This window comes from Streptococcus cuniculi (assembly GCF_004570575.1).
Taxonomy (GTDB): domain Bacteria; phylum Bacillota; class Bacilli; order Lactobacillales; family Streptococcaceae; genus Streptococcus; species Streptococcus cuniculi_A.
In genome coordinates this window covers 1-16,785 of the sequence record NZ_SPPD01000028.1, presented here as the reverse complement: position 1 = coordinate 16,785, position 16,785 = coordinate 1, and the positions used below count along the sequence as shown (strand labels likewise).

The window sequence follows — 16,785 nt, the reverse complement described above, 5'->3', positions numbered from 1 at the left end:
TTGAAGAGCTCAAACATTACGCTAAAAATCCATATACAACACTAAAATAAATTTAAAGACCAGCCAAATCCCTTGGCACACAAGGAGGGAGCTGGTCTTTGCTTGTTTTTAAGTGATAAACTCGGGATTTTATCATATAATATTCGTTTATTCAAGAAAATACTAATAAACTCACCTGACAAACCAAAAAACGTTCGCCAAAAGACGAACGTTTAGTTACTCTATTGAGCATATAAAAATTAGATTGCGACTGCTTGAACACTCTGCATATACTTTCTTAGCAATAGCTTGTAGTGTTCCAACATTCAGCAAGAGATAGTAACAACATTAGATATTGATTTTTGATGAGTATAAAAAATGCAGATAGAGATAGCTTCTACTTAGCCACCCTTAGCAAACAGCAACTATCATATCCTCTAAATTTTCAGGTCAACTAGACTATTTGCCCATATAGCATTGATTAGCCTCCTGTTTGCTCCTCAATATAAGCTACAATATCTGCCAGTGTTTCAAATCCTTCAATCGCTTCATCGGAAATCATGATGTGAAATTCATCCTCCAAGGTCAAAACCAGCTCCATGACCTCAACAGAATCCTCCAGCAATTCTTCCTGAACAGCCAACTCTGGGTGAAGCAGCAAACCCTCGCCTTTTTCCTCAATGAGAATTTCCTCAATTCGCTGATAAATTTCTTCCTTAGTCATGAGCTGCCTCCTCCTGTGAAAAATACTCAACTGATTTCTGGATAATCTCCGCTCCTAGCATGGTTCGAATCTGGCGAATTGTATGATAGATCGCTACTGCATCGCTCGACCCGTGTGCCTTAATGACAGGTGCTTTTAAACCCAGAAGTACCGCCCCTCCCGCTTTTTTGTAGTCGAGGGCTCCAAGAGCCGACTTCAAGGTCGGTTTCAAGAGCAAGCCACCTATTTTTGCCAATAAGCCACCATTTTTGATAGCCGAAGTGAGCTGGCTGAGGATACTTTTTGCCGTTCCCTCAATGGTCTTTAGCACCGCGTTTCCCGTGAAACCATCCGTCACTACTACATCTGCAACCCCATTTAACAGTTCACGCGCCTCGATATTCCCAATAAAATGAATCGATTCATCTGCTGAAAGCAATTCATAGGCTTCCTTATGAATAGGCGTTCCTTTTGACTCTTCTGTTCCATTGTTCAACAAGGCTACACGTGGACGGGCAATCCCGCGAACATACTGGGCATAAAAGGATCCCAAAATTGCATATTGATGCAAATGATGAGCTGTATTTTCCGCATTAGCCCCCAAGTCCATCATGTCAAAGCCTGTTCCATCCATAGTTGGCAAGGTTGATAACAAACCCGGACGATCGATCTGCTTCAAGCGCCCGACAACAAAGACACCGGCAGCAAGAAGAGCTCCTGTATTTCCAGCAGATAAGACTGCATCAGCCTCCCCTGTCTTAACAGCCTTGGTTGCAAGCACCATAGAAGAATGTTTCTTGCGTCGAATCGCCTTGACTGGCTCATCATTTGACTCGATCTTCTCTTCCGTATGAATAATCGATACCCGATCCATACTGGTCAAAAGAGGTTTGATCTTTACCTCATCTCCATACAACTGGATTTCAATATCAGAAAAAGCAGCCAATGCCTGATTGACACCTTCTACAATAGCTTGTGGAGCATGGTCTCCCCCCATTGCATCAACAGCAATACGTTTCATTTTGATTCCTCATTTTCTGTTTGTTTCATTAACTGCCCCCAAGAAGACAGAGCGTCAATAAATTTCTTTGATTTTAGATGGATACCGACATACTCATCATAGAGCTGATCAATAAAAAGCCGCAATTTACGCTTCATCCCATCTTTGACCGAAATCCGCTCCAATTCCCCAAAAGAAATCGCCTGAAATTGGTCAATCAGATAGAGCACATTAGGATCCAGATGCAAGCGCCTCTCATCTTCATGATAGTGTTGTGGGCATAGAACCCCTGAATAGCGATAAGAATAATCAAAGGGTAGACCCACCCGATGGCAAAAGACACATTCATGCACATTCAAGGACACCCCAAACCGCCCCAGTAATTGTATCTCAAAAATATTAGTCAGAATCTCATAATCCAAGCCTGAATCCATTAGCTCCAAGGTTTTCACCAAGAAAGCAAACAGGGCTGCATCATGAATTTTATCCTGTACACAAGCATCTGCTAAAGCCAATATATAAGTCGCATAACTCAAGCAGAAAATATCCTGATTGAGGTGGCGAAAGGCTTGAATCTGATGGAAATCCTCTATATAACTCAGGCCATCTTCACTGATTTTGACAATAAAATCTGCATAGGTCAAGGGCTGAATTGCAGCAGTCAATTTCGATTTAGCAGCATGTTTCACGAAAAACATTCGTTTTCCAGCCTGTTCAGTAAAGATTTTAACCAATTTATCCTCTTCACGAAAGTCTCGATTATAAAGAACGATTCCGCTTGTTTCAATCCGTTCCATAGTCTGCCATAAATTCTTTCAATCGTATCATTGCCTGCTCTATCGTCTCCATACTAGCCGCATAAGAAATCCGAATATAGCCCTCTCCATACTGACCAAAGGCAGCACCAGGGATAAAGGCAACCGCTTTTTTAAGGGCAAATTCCTGCAAGAAATCAAAGGAATCTTGATTGTAACCATCTGGAATCTTAGCAAAGATATAAAATGCCCCATCTGGCTTAATGATTTTAAATCCAAGAGCTATCATCTTCTCAATCAGATAATCCCTACGTTTGATATACTCTTGACGCATAGGAAAAACATCGTCTTTTCCGTTTCTTAAAGCTTCTAAGGCACCATACTGCATCGATGTCGCTGCTGCTGTCACTAAATATTGATGACTTTTAATCACCTGACTAATAATCTCTGCACACGACATAATCATACCAATCCGCCAACCTGTCATGGCATGCGATTTAGACAGACCTTGAATCAAAATTGTCTGTTCTGGTAAAAACTCCGCAATCGACACATGGGGCTCTCCTGTATAGGTTAATTCCGCATAAACCTCATCTGACAAGACAAAAATAGGATATTTCTTCAGAACCTCTGCAAAGGCTTGAATCTGCTCTCGAGAATAGGTTACTCCTGTCGGATTTGTAGGATAATTCAAAATAACTGCCTTAAGTTTATCTCCCTGCTCAATAATCGCTTGTTCCAACATCTCTGCTGTCAACACAAAAGCATTTGTCGTTGTGTCAATCTCGACAATATCTGCCCCCACCATATTGACAATCGGCTCATACCCTGGATAAGCAGGGGCTGGCAACAAGACAGTGTCTCCCTGCTCCAAAATCGCCACCAAACTAGCAGACAAGGCTTCTGTTGCTCCGATTGTAACCAGGATTTCATTCATGGGATTATAAGACAAGTTGTATTTTTCCGCAACAAATTCTGCTGCTGCCTGCCGCAATTCAAGTAGACCCGCCATGCCTGTATAATGGCTCTGGTTTGCATCAATAGCAGCTTTTGCTGCTTCCTTTACGTGATCTGGTGTTGTAAAATCAGGCTCTCCCAAAGTTAACTTTAAAATACCAGGAATATCTGAAATAGCCTGATCAAACTGCCGAATCATGGATACTTCAATTCGATTCAAATTCCGATTAAAACGATGATGTAAGTCCATCTATCACCTCTCTATTTTACTCCTACACTATATTGTTTTTTATTTAAACTCAATAAAATTTTAAAAACAAATAAATTGAACAAAATCTGAACTCTGTGTGAAAAAGATAGGCAGTTGTTTCGGCTTTAGCCGATTACAGCTAAGAATTCCAAGTGAGAGCATTCGTAGCAAACCAACTCTTCACCATATTTCCTACCTTTTCTGTTTTCTTTTGTGCTCTCGTATCTTCTACAAACAACGCTACCGACGCTTTCTCAATCATCGAAATCGGAAAAGATAGACCGAACAACTATAAAATACAGTTCTATTGATAAAATAGACTGCTATACCACATTATACCACTATTTTCAGTTGAGAAAAAGTTTACACTACAAAGAACCACGACGTAGGCATGAAGAAGATGCATCTAACCATTTTCTAGCTACCTGCATTTTTTAAAGTATTTGCATATTTTTTACCATTTATCAGAGAGAGGCCCGTCCCTACCGTCATGATAACACCATCTCATCGTAAAAAATATAATTTTTTATGAAAAGACAGTACCTGAAAACATAACTTTTTCATGCGTTTGATATGACAAAGAACAGGCTGAAACTATCGCTTCAGCCCGCATTCTTATTTATCCTTAACTGTTTCAAATAAAGGTGACAATGGGCGTTTTTCGTGAATCCGAATGATTGCTTCAGCCAACAAATCAGCTGTCGAAATATGTTCAATCTTATCAATCAAACGCTCCTCAGGGATTTCAATCGTATCTAGTACAACCAATTTTTCAATCGCAGAGTTTTGGATATTCTCCATAGCAGGACCAGACAAGACAGGGTGGGTACATGAAGCATATACTTCTACTGCACCAGCTTCTGCTAAAGCATCAGCCGCATGGCAAATCGTTCCTGCCGTATCAATCATGTCATCAATTAAAATACAAGTTTTACCCTCAATATTTCCGATAATATTCATCACTTCTGATGTATTCATCTTATCAACACTACGGCGCTTGTCAATAATAGCAATCGGAGTCTTTAAGAATTGCGCTAACTTCCGTGCACGCGTTACACCACCATGGTCAGGAGAAACCACCACATATCCCTCTCCAATCATGCCACGACGCTCGAAGTAATCCGCAATCAAAGGTGCCCCCATCAAATGATCCACTGGAATATCAAAGAAACCTTGAATCTGTGCTGCGTGCAAATCAATGGTCAATAAACGATCAACACCTGCAATCTCTAACATATTGGCAACTAATTTAGAAGTTATTGGCTCTCGTGCACGTGCTTTACGATCCTGACGTGCATAACCATAATAAGGAATAACGACATTTACTGACTCTGCAGATGCCCGCTTCAAGGCATCTACCATAATCAAAATCTCCATTAAATGATCATTCACTGGAGAACTAGTTGATTGAAGAATATATACATGTCTTCCGCGAATAGACTCTTCAATATTCACTTGAATTTCACCATCTGAAAATTGACGAACGGTAGACTTCCCTAAAGAAATCCCCATTTTTTTTGCAACCTTAGCCGCTAACTTCTGATTAGAACTAAGAGCAAATAACTTTATGTCAGAAAACGCCATGACAGCCTCCTATTTATTTTTACCCTACTATTTTAACCCTTTTTAAACCAATTTTCAAACAAAAATAGGGAGTGGGACAGAAATCGGTATTTCGTAGAAACCGATTATCCTCACTCCTTTATTTCTAGGTTCGAACTAAAATATTGACTTATCAACGTCATGGATAAGTTGCTCACAACTTTCTATTCTCTTCAATGCTCCACTGGAACATTGAACCCAGCGACAAGTCTCGCTTTCGGGTTTCCGAGCTCAGGTATGAACAGGCCAATGGACTGTTAATATATACTTTTGCTCTAAAAAAACAAGGGCATTAGGTACTTCTGTCCCAATCCCTACAACATTTTTTGAATCAAAAGTTGTACGGAACATATCACAAAGCAATCAAATAAGCAAAAATACTATCATAGAAGAATATCAGTCAGCAACTATTCCAATCAACGAACTCATCAACCACTTCTGTAAACAGAAACGCAGCGTCACTAGCATCGATATAGAAGAACTAGCCGATACAGCTTTTATTGAAAATCTAAAGCAGAGTTATCCAAGTATCGCACATGGCTTTTATTTTACTACCTACTATATAAGACAATATCTAAACAAGCTCTTAAAGATGCTAAGAATGCTCATTTTGATATGATTTTCCGAAATCAATCAGTCTGTTACAACGGAAATAACAACCTAAAAAGGCTAGAAACTCAATTCTAGTCTTTTATATTCATCATTCTACATTCCAAGCAACGCCTTCGTACTTCCAACCACGAGTAGAGAGGACATTTTTTTCGTTGGCGTCTCGTGTGTAGAGGTGCTTTTTAATGCCTGCATGGTACAAACGATAAACTGGTGTACTGCCGTTTGATTTATAGGCTTCTCCCTCTTGATTCCAGCCCCGAGTGGCAAGAATCTTATATTCGTTTGTATCCATCGTGTAGAGATGAACTTTTAGGCCTGAGTGGTAGAGGCGGTAAACGGGAGTTCCTTTTGTAAGGTGTGACTGCCATGCAACACCTTCTTGTCGCCAACCTCGCGCTGCCAATACAGTATACTCGTTAATATCTTTGGTATAGAGATGAACCTTGAGATTTGGATTATACAAGCGATAAACCCCTATGTTTTGTGGCTGATCAGTAACTGTAATCTCCCTATAAACATTGAATGGCGCTTTCGTATGTCTAGGTCCCTCGCTAAACTTTCTTACAATACCATATTTATCAAGCTCTGCTTCAAATTCTGGACTCTCATTATACTCATGACGACCAAAAACCATTAGGGTTACTTTCCCTGATTTCAAGACCTTCCAATTCCCCTTCTTATCTATACTAAGAATCGTTGGATCACTAACATGATAGCTGAAGGCATATTCAAAATCTTTAAAGATACTATTTTGATTAGGACGAACCTGTCCTGAATCCCCAACTACTAGATCCTCAGCTGGAATTGTATTGAAATCAAAGTATTTTTCAGATGATTCATAATCATATGTCTTTTCATCAGCATAAATAGAAGTTGTGTTTACTGCAAATAGTAATACTAAAGAAAGCATTCCTACTAATGATAAAATAACATTTCTTACTTTCATATTCATTTTCCCCTTTCTTATTCAACGTACCACGCAATACCTTCTCGTCTCCAGCCTCGTGTACCCAAGACATCATATTCATGTTTGTCTGAAGTAAAGAGATGAACTTTTAATGCTGAATGATATAAACGATAAACTGGACGCTTACCTGAAGAATAGAAGATAACACCTTCGTTTCTCCAACCACTTCTCACTAAAGCATCTCTTTCTTTGACATCTGTTCCTTTCGCTAAAATACGATACACTGTTAGTATTTTATAGCCAATATAAGTAAATATCTTAACGCTATGAACGATTCGTGTTCTTACACCTCCTCATTTTCTTGTTCATATATATTATAATACCCGTTGTGCTAGTTAATTCTAGCCAAAACAAAAAACTTTGCATATCATAAACTCAAAACAACCACGAAATGAGGAATGATATGCAAAGCCAACATTATTATCTCGCAAATCCCAATCAAACACAAGTTATTTTTTCAAAAATCTTGACCCAAGTTCTTGCTTTATATGAGCGATTTGTTCCCTATGAGGTTCGAAATCGGCGAAACATCCACCTACAAAAACAATCTGATGTCGTTGTTATCGCTAGTTATCTCTGGGCAATGCAAGAGGGTTGCTGGACGGCAAGTTCTATTTACCGTGCGATTCGTCATAATCTCTTCCCCGACACCTTCCCAGAACGCTCTCGATTTTGCCGTATCTGTCAAAATCTTGCTCAAAGTATTCAGCGTATGCGTTATTTTATGGTCTTAGATCTTTGTCAAACCTGCTCGTTCGGCTTGATTGACAGCTTTCCTTGTGCTCTATGCCAGCCCATTCGCAACATGAGAGCTACATTGTTATCAGAGGTGGCAGATATCGGCTATAATGCGACTAAGAAAATCCATTATTATGGCTTGAAATTTTCAGTTCTTGTCAGCGATAGTGGGTTTCCTATTGATTATGTTGTCACACCCGCATCTATTTATGATGGCGATGTTGCTTTGGAACTACTTAAAAATAGCCCATTTCCAATCGTTTATGGAGATAAAGGATATGTGGATAGACTGACAAAGGCAGAGTTAGCAGACTGTGGTATCCAGTTAATTTCTCAACTCAGAAAAAACATGGTGGGGTATTCAGAGATAGACAATTATAAAATAAGTCGATTGAGGAAACCAGTGGAGACCGTATTTTCTAGTTTAGAGCAGTTTGGCATTGAGTCTTTACGTTGTCGAAACATTCAATCACTCAAATTTAAAACAGAGGCAATATTACTTATCTATTCTCTTTTGCTTAAAAGCAGTCATGCTGAATTTGGTATCAGTTTAAAATATTCACTTGCTTACGCTTAATTAACTAGCACAACGGGTATTATAATATAAAAAAACGTTTTCATCTATCTAAATTACATAGTTGTTTCTTCTCTCCTGAACCATCAGTATACTCCACAAAAGTAAAGGCAACTGTAGGCTCACTCATTCTCAACATCACCGCTCCTCATCAAATAGAAGCGCTATGTCTTCTTTACTGTTCACATCTAATCTTCTAGCTGTAGCGTTTTCTTTAATATACTTTCTAAGCCTTAACTTCGCAGACTCAAGCTCCTCATCTGCTACATGTTCCCGATTCTCATCATGATACACTGCTTGTCTTAACTCAAATGGCACTCCCTTACACTCTTTAAACTTTACAAAAGCATTACCAACAGAAGTCCCCAAAGAATCATAAATCTCTGACACACGTTCAAGAAAATCTACATCGACCCGCTTTTGAAATAATTTACTTGCCATGAAAGCACCTCTCTTTAATAGCTGTAATATAATTATGGCACAACCCATACTTTTCTCAATTTTCATCTGATAATGAAACACAAAATAAAAACCATTATTTTCAATAACGATCTTTATTCTATATTTAAAGTTAATAATACCTACTTGGTTGGTTTTTATAAAATAAATAATTTTATGCGTCTCAGAGCCTAGATAAACAGTTTTTTAAACCAATCACCATATCGCAACTATACTACAGCCATTTTGGGGCTCATTTGCTTTCGAATCATAAGAATAGCTATATAGAACTATAGCGTTTTTAACCTTTTTCCACTGCGAACAATACTCTTTTCAACTAGAACATCCATAGCATCAATAGTATTAATCTCTTTATTAATCGCTAATAAACTCAATTCTGTACAAGCGATAACGCCTACAATATCATCTGTACAATACCGCTTTAAAATGTCTTCAAATTGATCTGTTTCTAAATTGTTTGTCGCCTTGATTCCATAAATGATATCTGCCACTTTATACATATCTTCTGACGAAAGAGGCTGTACCTGTATACCATGCTTGGCAGCATATTTGTCATAAACTTTAGAAGTCACGGTCCCAACTGTTCCAAAAACGACAATCGTACTATTACCTCTTTTTTTCACTTCTAAAACAGTTTCTTCAATCATATTGATGATCTGCAAGTCTGTAAATTGGCTAAATTCTTCAAAATAATAATGACTGGTATTACAAGGGATCGCTACTGTATCCACTCCTAATTGTTCCAACTTTTCAAAATCTCCCTTGATAGCCTCCAGGAAGTCCTCGCCTTGTTCTTCTATAATGCATGTAGTTCGATCAGGTATAGTAGCATGATTTAAGACGACCAAATCAATATGATCGTTATCTTTCCTCGCTTCTGTCTGTAACACTATTTTTTCATAAAATCTTACAGTCGCTAAGGGGCCCATGCCTCCTATAATCCCTAATTTATACATTATTTCCTCCTGAACATTTTATTGACTACTTTTCCAAGTAACCTTTGGTTAAAGAAAAGCCATGGTCTGATGTCTGATATTGAAAAGATGGCTGGAGCCCATTTTTTAGAAAAAGAAATTTTTAAGGATTTCAGAATTCCCACTTGACCTGTCTTCCAGTAATGCCAGATAGCAACCACATCCTCAAATCCATAAATAAAGGCATAATTTGTATTATAGTCAATATATTTGTAATCTGATTCCTTCAACTGTCCAGTCAAATCAAGATAGGCAATATAAGGCATGTTGAGGCCCACCTTATAAATCATATGATTAAAGTTTGTTGTCCGAGCATTGATTTCAATGAGATAAATTTCCCCAGTTTTGTCATGCTGTTTAAATTCAATTTCTCCAAATCCTCTATACCCAATCGCTTCCAAAAATGGTTTAGAAATATCTACCAATTTTTGATTATATTTTTGAATCGTAAAAACAGAAGCACCAAAGTTAATCGGCCACTGACGCTGTTTTTGAGCTGTCATGTAGTGGCTTGTCTTTCCAGTTCGATCAATATGAAAATCATAAGTTAACATGCAGTCATCAAATCCTGGGATGATTTCTTGCACAAAGACATCTATATCATTCTCTTTTGCTTTCTGAATACCAATCTTCAATTCATCTTCATTGTGGCAAATAAATACCTTATTTCTAAAGATTTTTGTAAAGATGACTGTATCAAAGGGCTTAATAATACAAGGAAAACCAAGTTCATTCACAACTCTTTCAAATAGCTGCTCATCTTGTGAATGGATAGTAGCGGGAACTCTTACTCCATGTTGGTGAGCAATATCATGTAGTACCCATTTGTCCAATAGCTGGCTGTTGAGCCCCTTAGCTTGACTGATTAAATAATATTCCTCTAGTTCATCATAATAGCGATCAATAAACTCAACATATTTATCGTGAGAAGGCAATAGTACCGGTTTTTCAGCTTGATGCTTCCCATACTCCATCAGATCTGATAAGGTTTGTTGCTCATTCTCGTTGAAATTCGCCACTTGCAAAAATTCACGGATATATGTTGACTTTGCACCGTAGGAATCTTTAAAATCATAATCACATGCTACAACGTCTACTCCTTCTCTTCCCAAGCATCTTATAATGCTTAAACCGATATAATAATTACACCCTAAAACAACCGCTTTGTTCATATCTATCATTCCTTACATGTTTATCAAAACACCCCTTTCTTCCAAACACAAGTAACGGACTAAGAGCACGTAAATTCTCCTTCAATAAACGGCTCACTTGTGTACGGAAAGGGGAGTTAGGGATAGGGATCCTCACATTCTTGCAGGAAGGAGTCCCTCATCTTGAAAATCTTAGCTTTTCAACTACTTAAAATTTAGGAAATGAAATCATCTTATTCACTTTCAAATGTCTTCCTAATTAAAATACTGTTCATACCACTTTAGAAATGCATAAATAGTATACACCTTACGACCATTATTTTCTACATTATTGTAGTGATCATCCAATAGACCATTGATTTGTTCAACATCAAAGAACTCACCTACAAAGTCCTTCTTGAAAGTCTCCTTAACGATATTGTAGTATCTTTCTTCCTTAATCCAATTGACAAACGGTACAACAAAACCAAGTTTTCTTCTCTTAGCCCAGCTTTCTGGTAATTTATTTTTAGCCGCTCTTCGGAAGGCATACTTGGTTGTTGTTCCATTAACCTTATGTTTGACTGGGATAGTTCGAGCTAATTCCCACATTTTTTTATCAAGTAGGGGTACTCTCAATTCAATCGAATTTGCCATTGTCATTTTATCGGCTTTCAATAAAATATCGTCAACAATCCACATATTCATGTCCAGATATAGTTTTTTCGAAACATCATCCATATCCTTCACTTCGTCATAATATTTTTTCGTTAAATCACTTGATTTTACAGAATTTTTATATTTCTCTTGCAAAAGGGTGTTTGCTTGGTCGTCAGACATGATTTCAGCCTGTCCAATATATCGATCTTCAACTTTTTGACCATATTTTGTGATGATAGACTTACCACGAAAATGTGGTTTATCCTTCAATTTTCTGTACAACAACTGTCTTAATGAGAATGGAAGAAGTTTATAGACTTTTTGTGGCAAGGCTTCTTCATACTCATTATAACCGGCAAATAATTCATCAGCACCTTCACCCGATAGAACCACTTTCACCTGTTTCGAAGCTAATTTAGATAGAAAATAAAGCGGAACGGCTGAAAGATTTGCATGAGGCTCATCTGAAAAATACTGCACTTTTTCGATACCTTCAAAAAACTCATCTGGACTGATAATCTTAGAATAGTTTTGAATGCCGAGAGTATCTGATAACTCTTTCGCATACATGGTTTCATCAAATCCTTCGTTGTCAAAACCAACAGAGAAGGTTTTATTCGGAAGTGCAGTCGCTACTACATAACTAGAGTCAACACCACCAGATAGGAAAGAACCAACCTCTACATCACTAATTTTGTGGTATTCAACTGATTGTTCAACTTCCTTTTCAATCTTTGAAACTGCTTCGTCAAACGTAATATCTTCATAGTCTAAACGAATGGTATAGTATCGCTTGATATCCAGTTTTCCATTTTGATAAGTATAGTAGTGGCCTGGACGAAGTTTTTTTACTCCTTTAAAGAAGGTCTCCTCCAAAGGATTGTATTGGAACACTAAGTAATGTTTTAGAGCTTCTTCATTTATCTTCTTTTCAAAATTAGGAAAACGCAAGAATGATTTAACTTCTGAACCAAAAATAAAATCTTCTCCCAAAACACTGTAATAATATGGTTTAATACCAAAATGATCCCGCGCACCAAACAACTTTTCTTGTTTGCTATCCCAGATAGTAAAGGCAAACATCCCTCTTAATTTGGATAAAATTCCTTCCTCACCATATTCTTCATACCCATGTAAGATTACTTCTGTATCTGTATGAGTTTTAAAGTGGTATCCTTTTTGGACTAAATCTTCCCGAATCTCTTGATAGTTATAGATTTCACCATTAAAAATAATAGCGATATCGTTTGATTCATTTAAAATAGGCTGTGAGCCCTCGTTCAAATCAATAATACTCAAGCGTCTGAAACCAAAGTTAATCCCTTTATCAAAATAATAGCCATCACTATCTGGCCCTCTATGAGCAATTTGGTCACTCATTTCTTTCACGACATTTTTATCCGTTATCGTATTGCTATAGAATCCAACAAATCCGCACATACTTACTCCCTTATATACAACTACTAATAAATCATTTCTCTAAAAAATAATAAAATCCTGAAAAGACAATCCTTTTCTGGACAACACGAATACAGTGCCTTTCCTCAGACAGCACTTCTCGTACTTTACTTTATGATTACTTCACTCGGTTCTAAATGAAGACCCCAGCATAAGAATCAGGATATACCATATAACCAAGTCACCCGCTTATTATATAATTTTGACCTGTTTTTGTCAATTGAATCACTTCTATTGGCAGGCTTCCTCTAAGCTCTATCAACATTTGTAATAAGGAAAACAACTCCCTTATCAATTTTCTAGATAAAAAATACATCATCCGAATAAGAGAATTGATAAAACAAACTCATTCAGATGATGTTGTGTTATACATGATACTAAACTTTGTGGATTCTCTCCAAAGAGTTACTCTGACTAAGGATAGATATACCCAGTAACACCTGTTGGAACAAACCAACCACGGTAGTTTCCAATCCCTCTAGGATCCGCATTATAGCCATCTCCACCATAGTTTGCTTCCATAACTTGGATTTGATTTCCATTAACAGCAGTCACTACCGCTACGTGTCCCCAATAGGTGTTGTTCCAAACTGCAACAGCCCCTACTTTAGGAGTCGAACCGATACTAAAACCAGCTGCTTGTGCACTATGCAACCACTGTCCTGCATTTCCCCAATAATTTCCTACCCAAGGCGCAAGCGTCTTAACACCCCATGTACATTGACCCCATGGATAAGTATTGTTTGAATCATATGTAATCTTTGGTTGTGGAGTACTTACTGAAGATCCAGATGTATCCGATGATGGATTCGAAACTACATTAGATACAACTGGCTGTTGTGATTGTGATACTGCTGCTTGGGCTGCCGCCGCTTGTTGCGCTTGATAAGCTGCCTGAGCTGCTGCCGCTGCTTGGGCTGCCGCTTCAGCCGCTGCTTTTTCTTCAATCAAGGCTTGCTTTTCATCTTCTGCAGTTGCTTTTTCAGCAGCCAAATTTAACTGAGCTACTTTCAATTCTGCTTGGCGAGCCTCTAATGCCTTTGCATCTTCATCAAGTTTACGAAGATTAGCTATAAGAGTGTTGATTGCTTCTTGATTTGATTTTTGTTTTTCTTCAATTGCTTCTTTATCTGCTTTTTGTTGCCCGAGCATACGATTGTTTGCTGCAACAATTTCACGCATAGCATTCACACGAGACAAAGCATCCACAATTGATTTAGAATCCAAAATGGTGTTGATATAGCTAGTTGCTGAACCGTCTGTTTGCGCGCTACGAGCTTGTTTTTTCAAGGCTTCATCGCGTGATACAATATCACCAGCTAATTTTTCGATTTCTGCACTAAGAGCTTGAGTTTCAGCTTCCAAACGCTCATTTTCAGCTGTCAAGCTAGCTTGTTCCGCAACAATAGAGTCAACTTGCGCTTGAAGTGCATCAACCTGCGCTTGGGCAGTAGCTTGTTGGTTCGTAATTTCTTTAATTTTATTATCTTGAGCTGCAATCTTGCTATCTGTATCATCTGCTTTGACTTCCAATACATTTCCAATAGTTGTTAAAGCGATGGTACTCACTAGCAAACTCGCTAAGATTTTTTTCTTCATAGGTTCGTTAAACTCCTCTATTCTTTCTGACTATATCATTCTACCAAAAAAATCGCGTAAAAATATTACGCGATTATTACAATTTTATGTCTTATTCGTTATATAAAAGAACTTCTCTAATACAGGCTGTAACACCAATAATAAAAGAGAATTAAAGACTAGGGTAGGCACCAAACTATAGACAACAAAGATAAACATGGACAAATTGGACACTTCAAATAGACGAGCAGATAAGAATGCCCCAAACTCCACCACAAAGATGACAACTAATAAGATGATATGATTGGTCACTCGTTTAAACCTTAAACTCTGATAGAAATAATCAATCAGATAAACAGCTAGTGGGAACAAGGTTACAAAAATCCCTATGATATTCAAATAGTAAATATCATACAAGAAACCAATAATCGTAAATATCACAACATTGTAAAAAGTAGGAATATAAAGAACGGAATACAAAGCTATTATCAATAAAAAGTGACTCGATACAGTGATAATGCCAGGTGTCAAATTAATAAATAATGTAGACAACTGCCCATCTATCACAAAAGCTAGCAACAATAAGAGGGGAATTGTATACTTCACGTAGTTTTTCATCTTCCATCTCCTATGACCAAAACGGAATAAATATTGGAAAAATTCGCAGTCGGCTCAACATATAACTCACGAATTAAATCACTACTACTGGTCTTAATGGATCTGACTTTCCCAACTTGAATATTAGATGGCGTAGCCCCAGCTAAATCACTTGTAACAACATTGCTACCAACTGCAATTTCATCGGCGCTATTTAACTGACTAATAATAAAACTATTGGTATCCGTATCGTATCCTGTTAAAATGCCATAAATATTGGTATTTCCTGCCGCAATCTTGACAGGAATTTTAGTCACTTTATCCGAATTAGACAGCAACTTGACATCGGTCACATCATCATAAAGATGCTCAATTGTTCCAACCAAACCACCGTTTGCCACCACTAGCATTTCCTCAGTCAGACCATCTTTTTTCCCTAAATCAATTGTCAACTGCGTATTCCAAGAAACTGGTGTCCGCACAGATACCAACCCGACAAGAACTTGCTTATCAGCATACCGATCTGTCATCCCAAGAGTTTCTCTTAAGCTAGCATTTTCCTTTTTTATCGTGTCCAACTCCGCAATTTGACCTTCTAATGAGGACAAAGATGCTTTTAATTCCTTATTCTCATCATAAGTATCGATTAATTCTGTCACCACATCCCGTTGTTCGGAGAAAAAACGAATGGGTTTGGAAAGGAATCGGTTCACATAGGATAGAGAAGTGTGAACACCATTTGAAAGGTAAGGAATATCCAATCGCTTATTGACCGTCAAGAACAATAAAGAGAAGGACAAAACCAAAAGCACTGAACTCACAACAATCAATTTCGCAACTTTATTCATTTCTTATCTTACCTAACCTCATACAACCCAAGCAAATTTTTATACAATAAAACGAGAATATCATCCGATAATCTCGTTAAACAACGGAGAATAAGGGATTCGAACCCTTGCGCCAGTTACCCGACCTAACGATTTAGCAAACCGTCCTCTTCAGCCTCTTGAGTAATTCTCCATTTATAAATGGGCACGAGTGGAATCGAACCACCGACCTCACGCTTATCAGGCGTGCGCTCTAACCATCTGAGCTACGCGCCCAAACATGTGTTTGGTTTTTGGATAACTATCCAAAAGCGGGTGACGAGAATCGAACTCGCGACAACAGCTTGGAAGGCTGTAGTTTTACCACTAAACTACACCCGCATTTATTACTAAAAAATGGCGCGAGACGGAATCGAACCGCCGACACATGGAGCTTCAATCCATTGCTCTACCAACTGAGCTACCGAGCCATATCCATAATCAAATTGCGGGAGCAGGATTTGAACCTACGACCTTCGGGTTATGAGCCCGACGAGCTACCTAGCTGCTCCATCCCGCGTTACTATTAGTAAAGGAGGATGTGGGATTCGAACCCACGCACGCTTTTACACGCCTGACGGTTTTCAAGACCGTTCCCTTCAGCCGGACTTGGGTAATCCTCCATAATTATGGACCTTGTAGGACTTGAACCTACGACCGCTCGGTTATGAGCCGAGAGCTCTAACCAACTGAGCTAAAGGTCCAACACAAGCAATATAGCGGCGAAGGGGATCGAACCCCCGACCTCCCGGGTATGAACCGGACGCTCTAGCCAGCTGAGCTACACCGCCAAAATAGAAATCGGGAAGACAGGATTCGAACCTGCGACACCTTGGTCCCAAACCAAGTACTCTACCAAGCTGAGCTACTTCCCGTAGATATAAGAGGGCGTATCCCACTTGTAGAGTACTTGTAAGGACGACTTA

15 protein-coding genes and 9 tRNA genes are annotated in these 16,785 nt (G+C 38.4%); 1 reads left to right on the top strand and 23 read right to left on the bottom strand.

Features of this window, described 5'->3' with window-relative positions:
• Nucleotides 1–460 precede the first annotated feature (460 nt).
• The 7 genes from E4T82_RS11475 to E4T82_RS12900 form a co-directional block, all read right to left on the bottom strand.
• Entirely contained in the window at nt 461–703 is a 243-nt protein-coding gene (locus E4T82_RS11475; RefSeq protein ID WP_135182920.1) for a phosphopantetheine-binding protein, read from the bottom strand.
• Nucleotides 696–1,703: a phosphate acyltransferase PlsX gene (gene plsX / locus E4T82_RS11470; protein ID WP_135182919.1), complete on the bottom strand. Its 1,008-nt coding sequence runs from the start codon at nt 1,701–1,703 to the stop codon at nt 696–698. The genes E4T82_RS11475 and plsX overlap by 8 nt, the downstream gene beginning before the upstream one ends.
• Nucleotides 1,700–2,479, bottom strand: coding sequence for a DNA repair protein RecO (gene recO, locus E4T82_RS11465; RefSeq protein WP_135182918.1), 780 nt, complete (start codon nt 2,477–2,479; stop codon nt 1,700–1,702). The genes plsX and recO overlap by 4 nt, the downstream gene beginning before the upstream one ends.
• Nucleotides 2,466–3,644, bottom strand: a complete 1,179-nt coding sequence (locus E4T82_RS11460) for a pyridoxal phosphate-dependent aminotransferase (RefSeq protein ID WP_135182917.1) — start codon at nt 3,642–3,644, stop codon at nt 2,466–2,468. Before E4T82_RS11460 ends, recO begins: the two co-directional genes overlap by 14 nt.
• A 615-nt stretch (nt 3,645–4,259) precedes the next feature.
• Nucleotides 4,260–5,228 (bottom strand): ribose-phosphate diphosphokinase, encoded by a 969-nt coding sequence (locus E4T82_RS11455; RefSeq protein WP_135182916.1) that lies wholly within the window; start codon nt 5,226–5,228, stop codon nt 4,260–4,262.
• Between the two features lie 718 nt (nt 5,229–5,946).
• Entirely contained in the window at nt 5,947–6,804 is an 858-nt protein-coding gene (locus E4T82_RS11450; protein ID WP_135182915.1) for a hypothetical protein, read from the bottom strand.
• A gap of 17 nt (nt 6,805–6,821) precedes the next feature.
• Nucleotides 6,822–7,049, bottom strand: a complete 228-nt coding sequence (locus tag E4T82_RS12900; RefSeq protein ID WP_194185897.1) for a hypothetical protein — start codon at nt 7,047–7,049, stop codon at nt 6,822–6,824.
• Between the two features lie 179 nt (nt 7,050–7,228).
• On the opposite strand from E4T82_RS12900, the gene E4T82_RS11445 reads away from it, so the two are divergent.
• Nucleotides 7,229–8,140, top strand: coding sequence for an IS982 family transposase (locus E4T82_RS11445; protein ID WP_135182914.1), 912 nt, complete (start codon nt 7,229–7,231; stop codon nt 8,138–8,140).
• Nucleotides 8,141–8,275: 135 nt separating this feature from the next.
• On the opposite strand, the gene E4T82_RS11440 is transcribed toward E4T82_RS11445, so the two are convergent.
• The 16 genes from E4T82_RS11440 to E4T82_RS11365 all read right to left on the bottom strand — a co-directional run bounded on the left by E4T82_RS11440 (nt 8,276) and on the right by E4T82_RS11365 (nt 16,734).
• Entirely contained in the window at nt 8,276–8,578 is a 303-nt protein-coding gene (locus E4T82_RS11440; protein ID WP_135182913.1) for a toxin-antitoxin system protein, read from the bottom strand.
• 287 nt (nt 8,579–8,865) lie between these two features.
• On the bottom strand, nt 8,866–9,552 hold the full coding sequence (locus E4T82_RS11435; RefSeq protein WP_135182912.1) for an aspartate/glutamate racemase family protein: 687 nt from the start codon (nt 9,550–9,552) through the stop codon (nt 8,866–8,868).
• Nucleotides 9,552–10,742, bottom strand: a complete 1,191-nt coding sequence (locus E4T82_RS11430; RefSeq protein WP_135182911.1) for a D-alanine--D-alanine ligase — start codon at nt 10,740–10,742, stop codon at nt 9,552–9,554. The genes E4T82_RS11435 and E4T82_RS11430 overlap by 1 nt, the downstream gene beginning before the upstream one ends.
• Nucleotides 10,743–10,976: 234 nt before the next feature.
• Complete coding sequence (asnB, locus tag E4T82_RS11425; RefSeq protein ID WP_135182910.1) at nt 10,977–12,800, bottom strand: asparagine synthase (glutamine-hydrolyzing); 1,824 nt, start codon at nt 12,798–12,800, stop codon at nt 10,977–10,979.
• Between the two features lie 432 nt (nt 12,801–13,232).
• A complete protein-coding gene (gene pcsB / locus E4T82_RS11420; RefSeq protein ID WP_135182909.1) occupies nt 13,233–14,417 on the bottom strand; it encodes a peptidoglycan hydrolase PcsB in 1,185 nt (394 codons plus the stop codon).
• Nucleotides 14,418–14,501: 84 nt separating this feature from the next.
• Entirely contained in the window at nt 14,502–15,014 is a 513-nt protein-coding gene (gene mreD, locus E4T82_RS11415) for a rod shape-determining protein MreD (protein WP_135182908.1), read from the bottom strand.
• Nucleotides 15,011–15,841, bottom strand: coding sequence for a rod shape-determining protein MreC (gene mreC, locus E4T82_RS11410; RefSeq protein WP_135182907.1), 831 nt, complete (start codon nt 15,839–15,841; stop codon nt 15,011–15,013). Before mreC ends, mreD begins: the two co-directional genes overlap by 4 nt.
• An 84-nt stretch (nt 15,842–15,925) precedes the next feature.
• Nucleotides 15,926–16,013, bottom strand: a tRNA-Ser gene (locus E4T82_RS11405).
• 9 nt (nt 16,014–16,022) lie between these two features.
• Nucleotides 16,023–16,096, bottom strand: a tRNA-Ile gene (locus tag E4T82_RS11400).
• A 34-nt stretch (nt 16,097–16,130) separates the two neighbouring features.
• Nucleotides 16,131–16,201, bottom strand: a tRNA-Gly gene (locus E4T82_RS11395).
• A gap of 16 nt (nt 16,202–16,217) precedes the next feature.
• Nucleotides 16,218–16,290: transfer RNA gene (locus tag E4T82_RS11390), tRNA-Phe, on the bottom strand.
• A gap of 15 nt (nt 16,291–16,305) precedes the next feature.
• Nucleotides 16,306–16,379, bottom strand: a tRNA-Met gene (locus E4T82_RS11385).
• Nucleotides 16,380–16,392: 13 nt separating this feature from the next.
• Nucleotides 16,393–16,482 (bottom strand) — tRNA-Ser (locus E4T82_RS11380).
• 7 nt (nt 16,483–16,489) lie between these two features.
• Nucleotides 16,490–16,563 (bottom strand) — tRNA-Ile (locus E4T82_RS11375).
• A 13-nt stretch (nt 16,564–16,576) separates the two neighbouring features.
• Nucleotides 16,577–16,650, bottom strand: a tRNA-Met gene (locus tag E4T82_RS11370).
• Between the two features lie 10 nt (nt 16,651–16,660).
• Nucleotides 16,661–16,734 (bottom strand) — tRNA-Pro (locus tag E4T82_RS11365).
• Between the last annotated feature and the right edge of the window lie 51 nt (nt 16,735–16,785).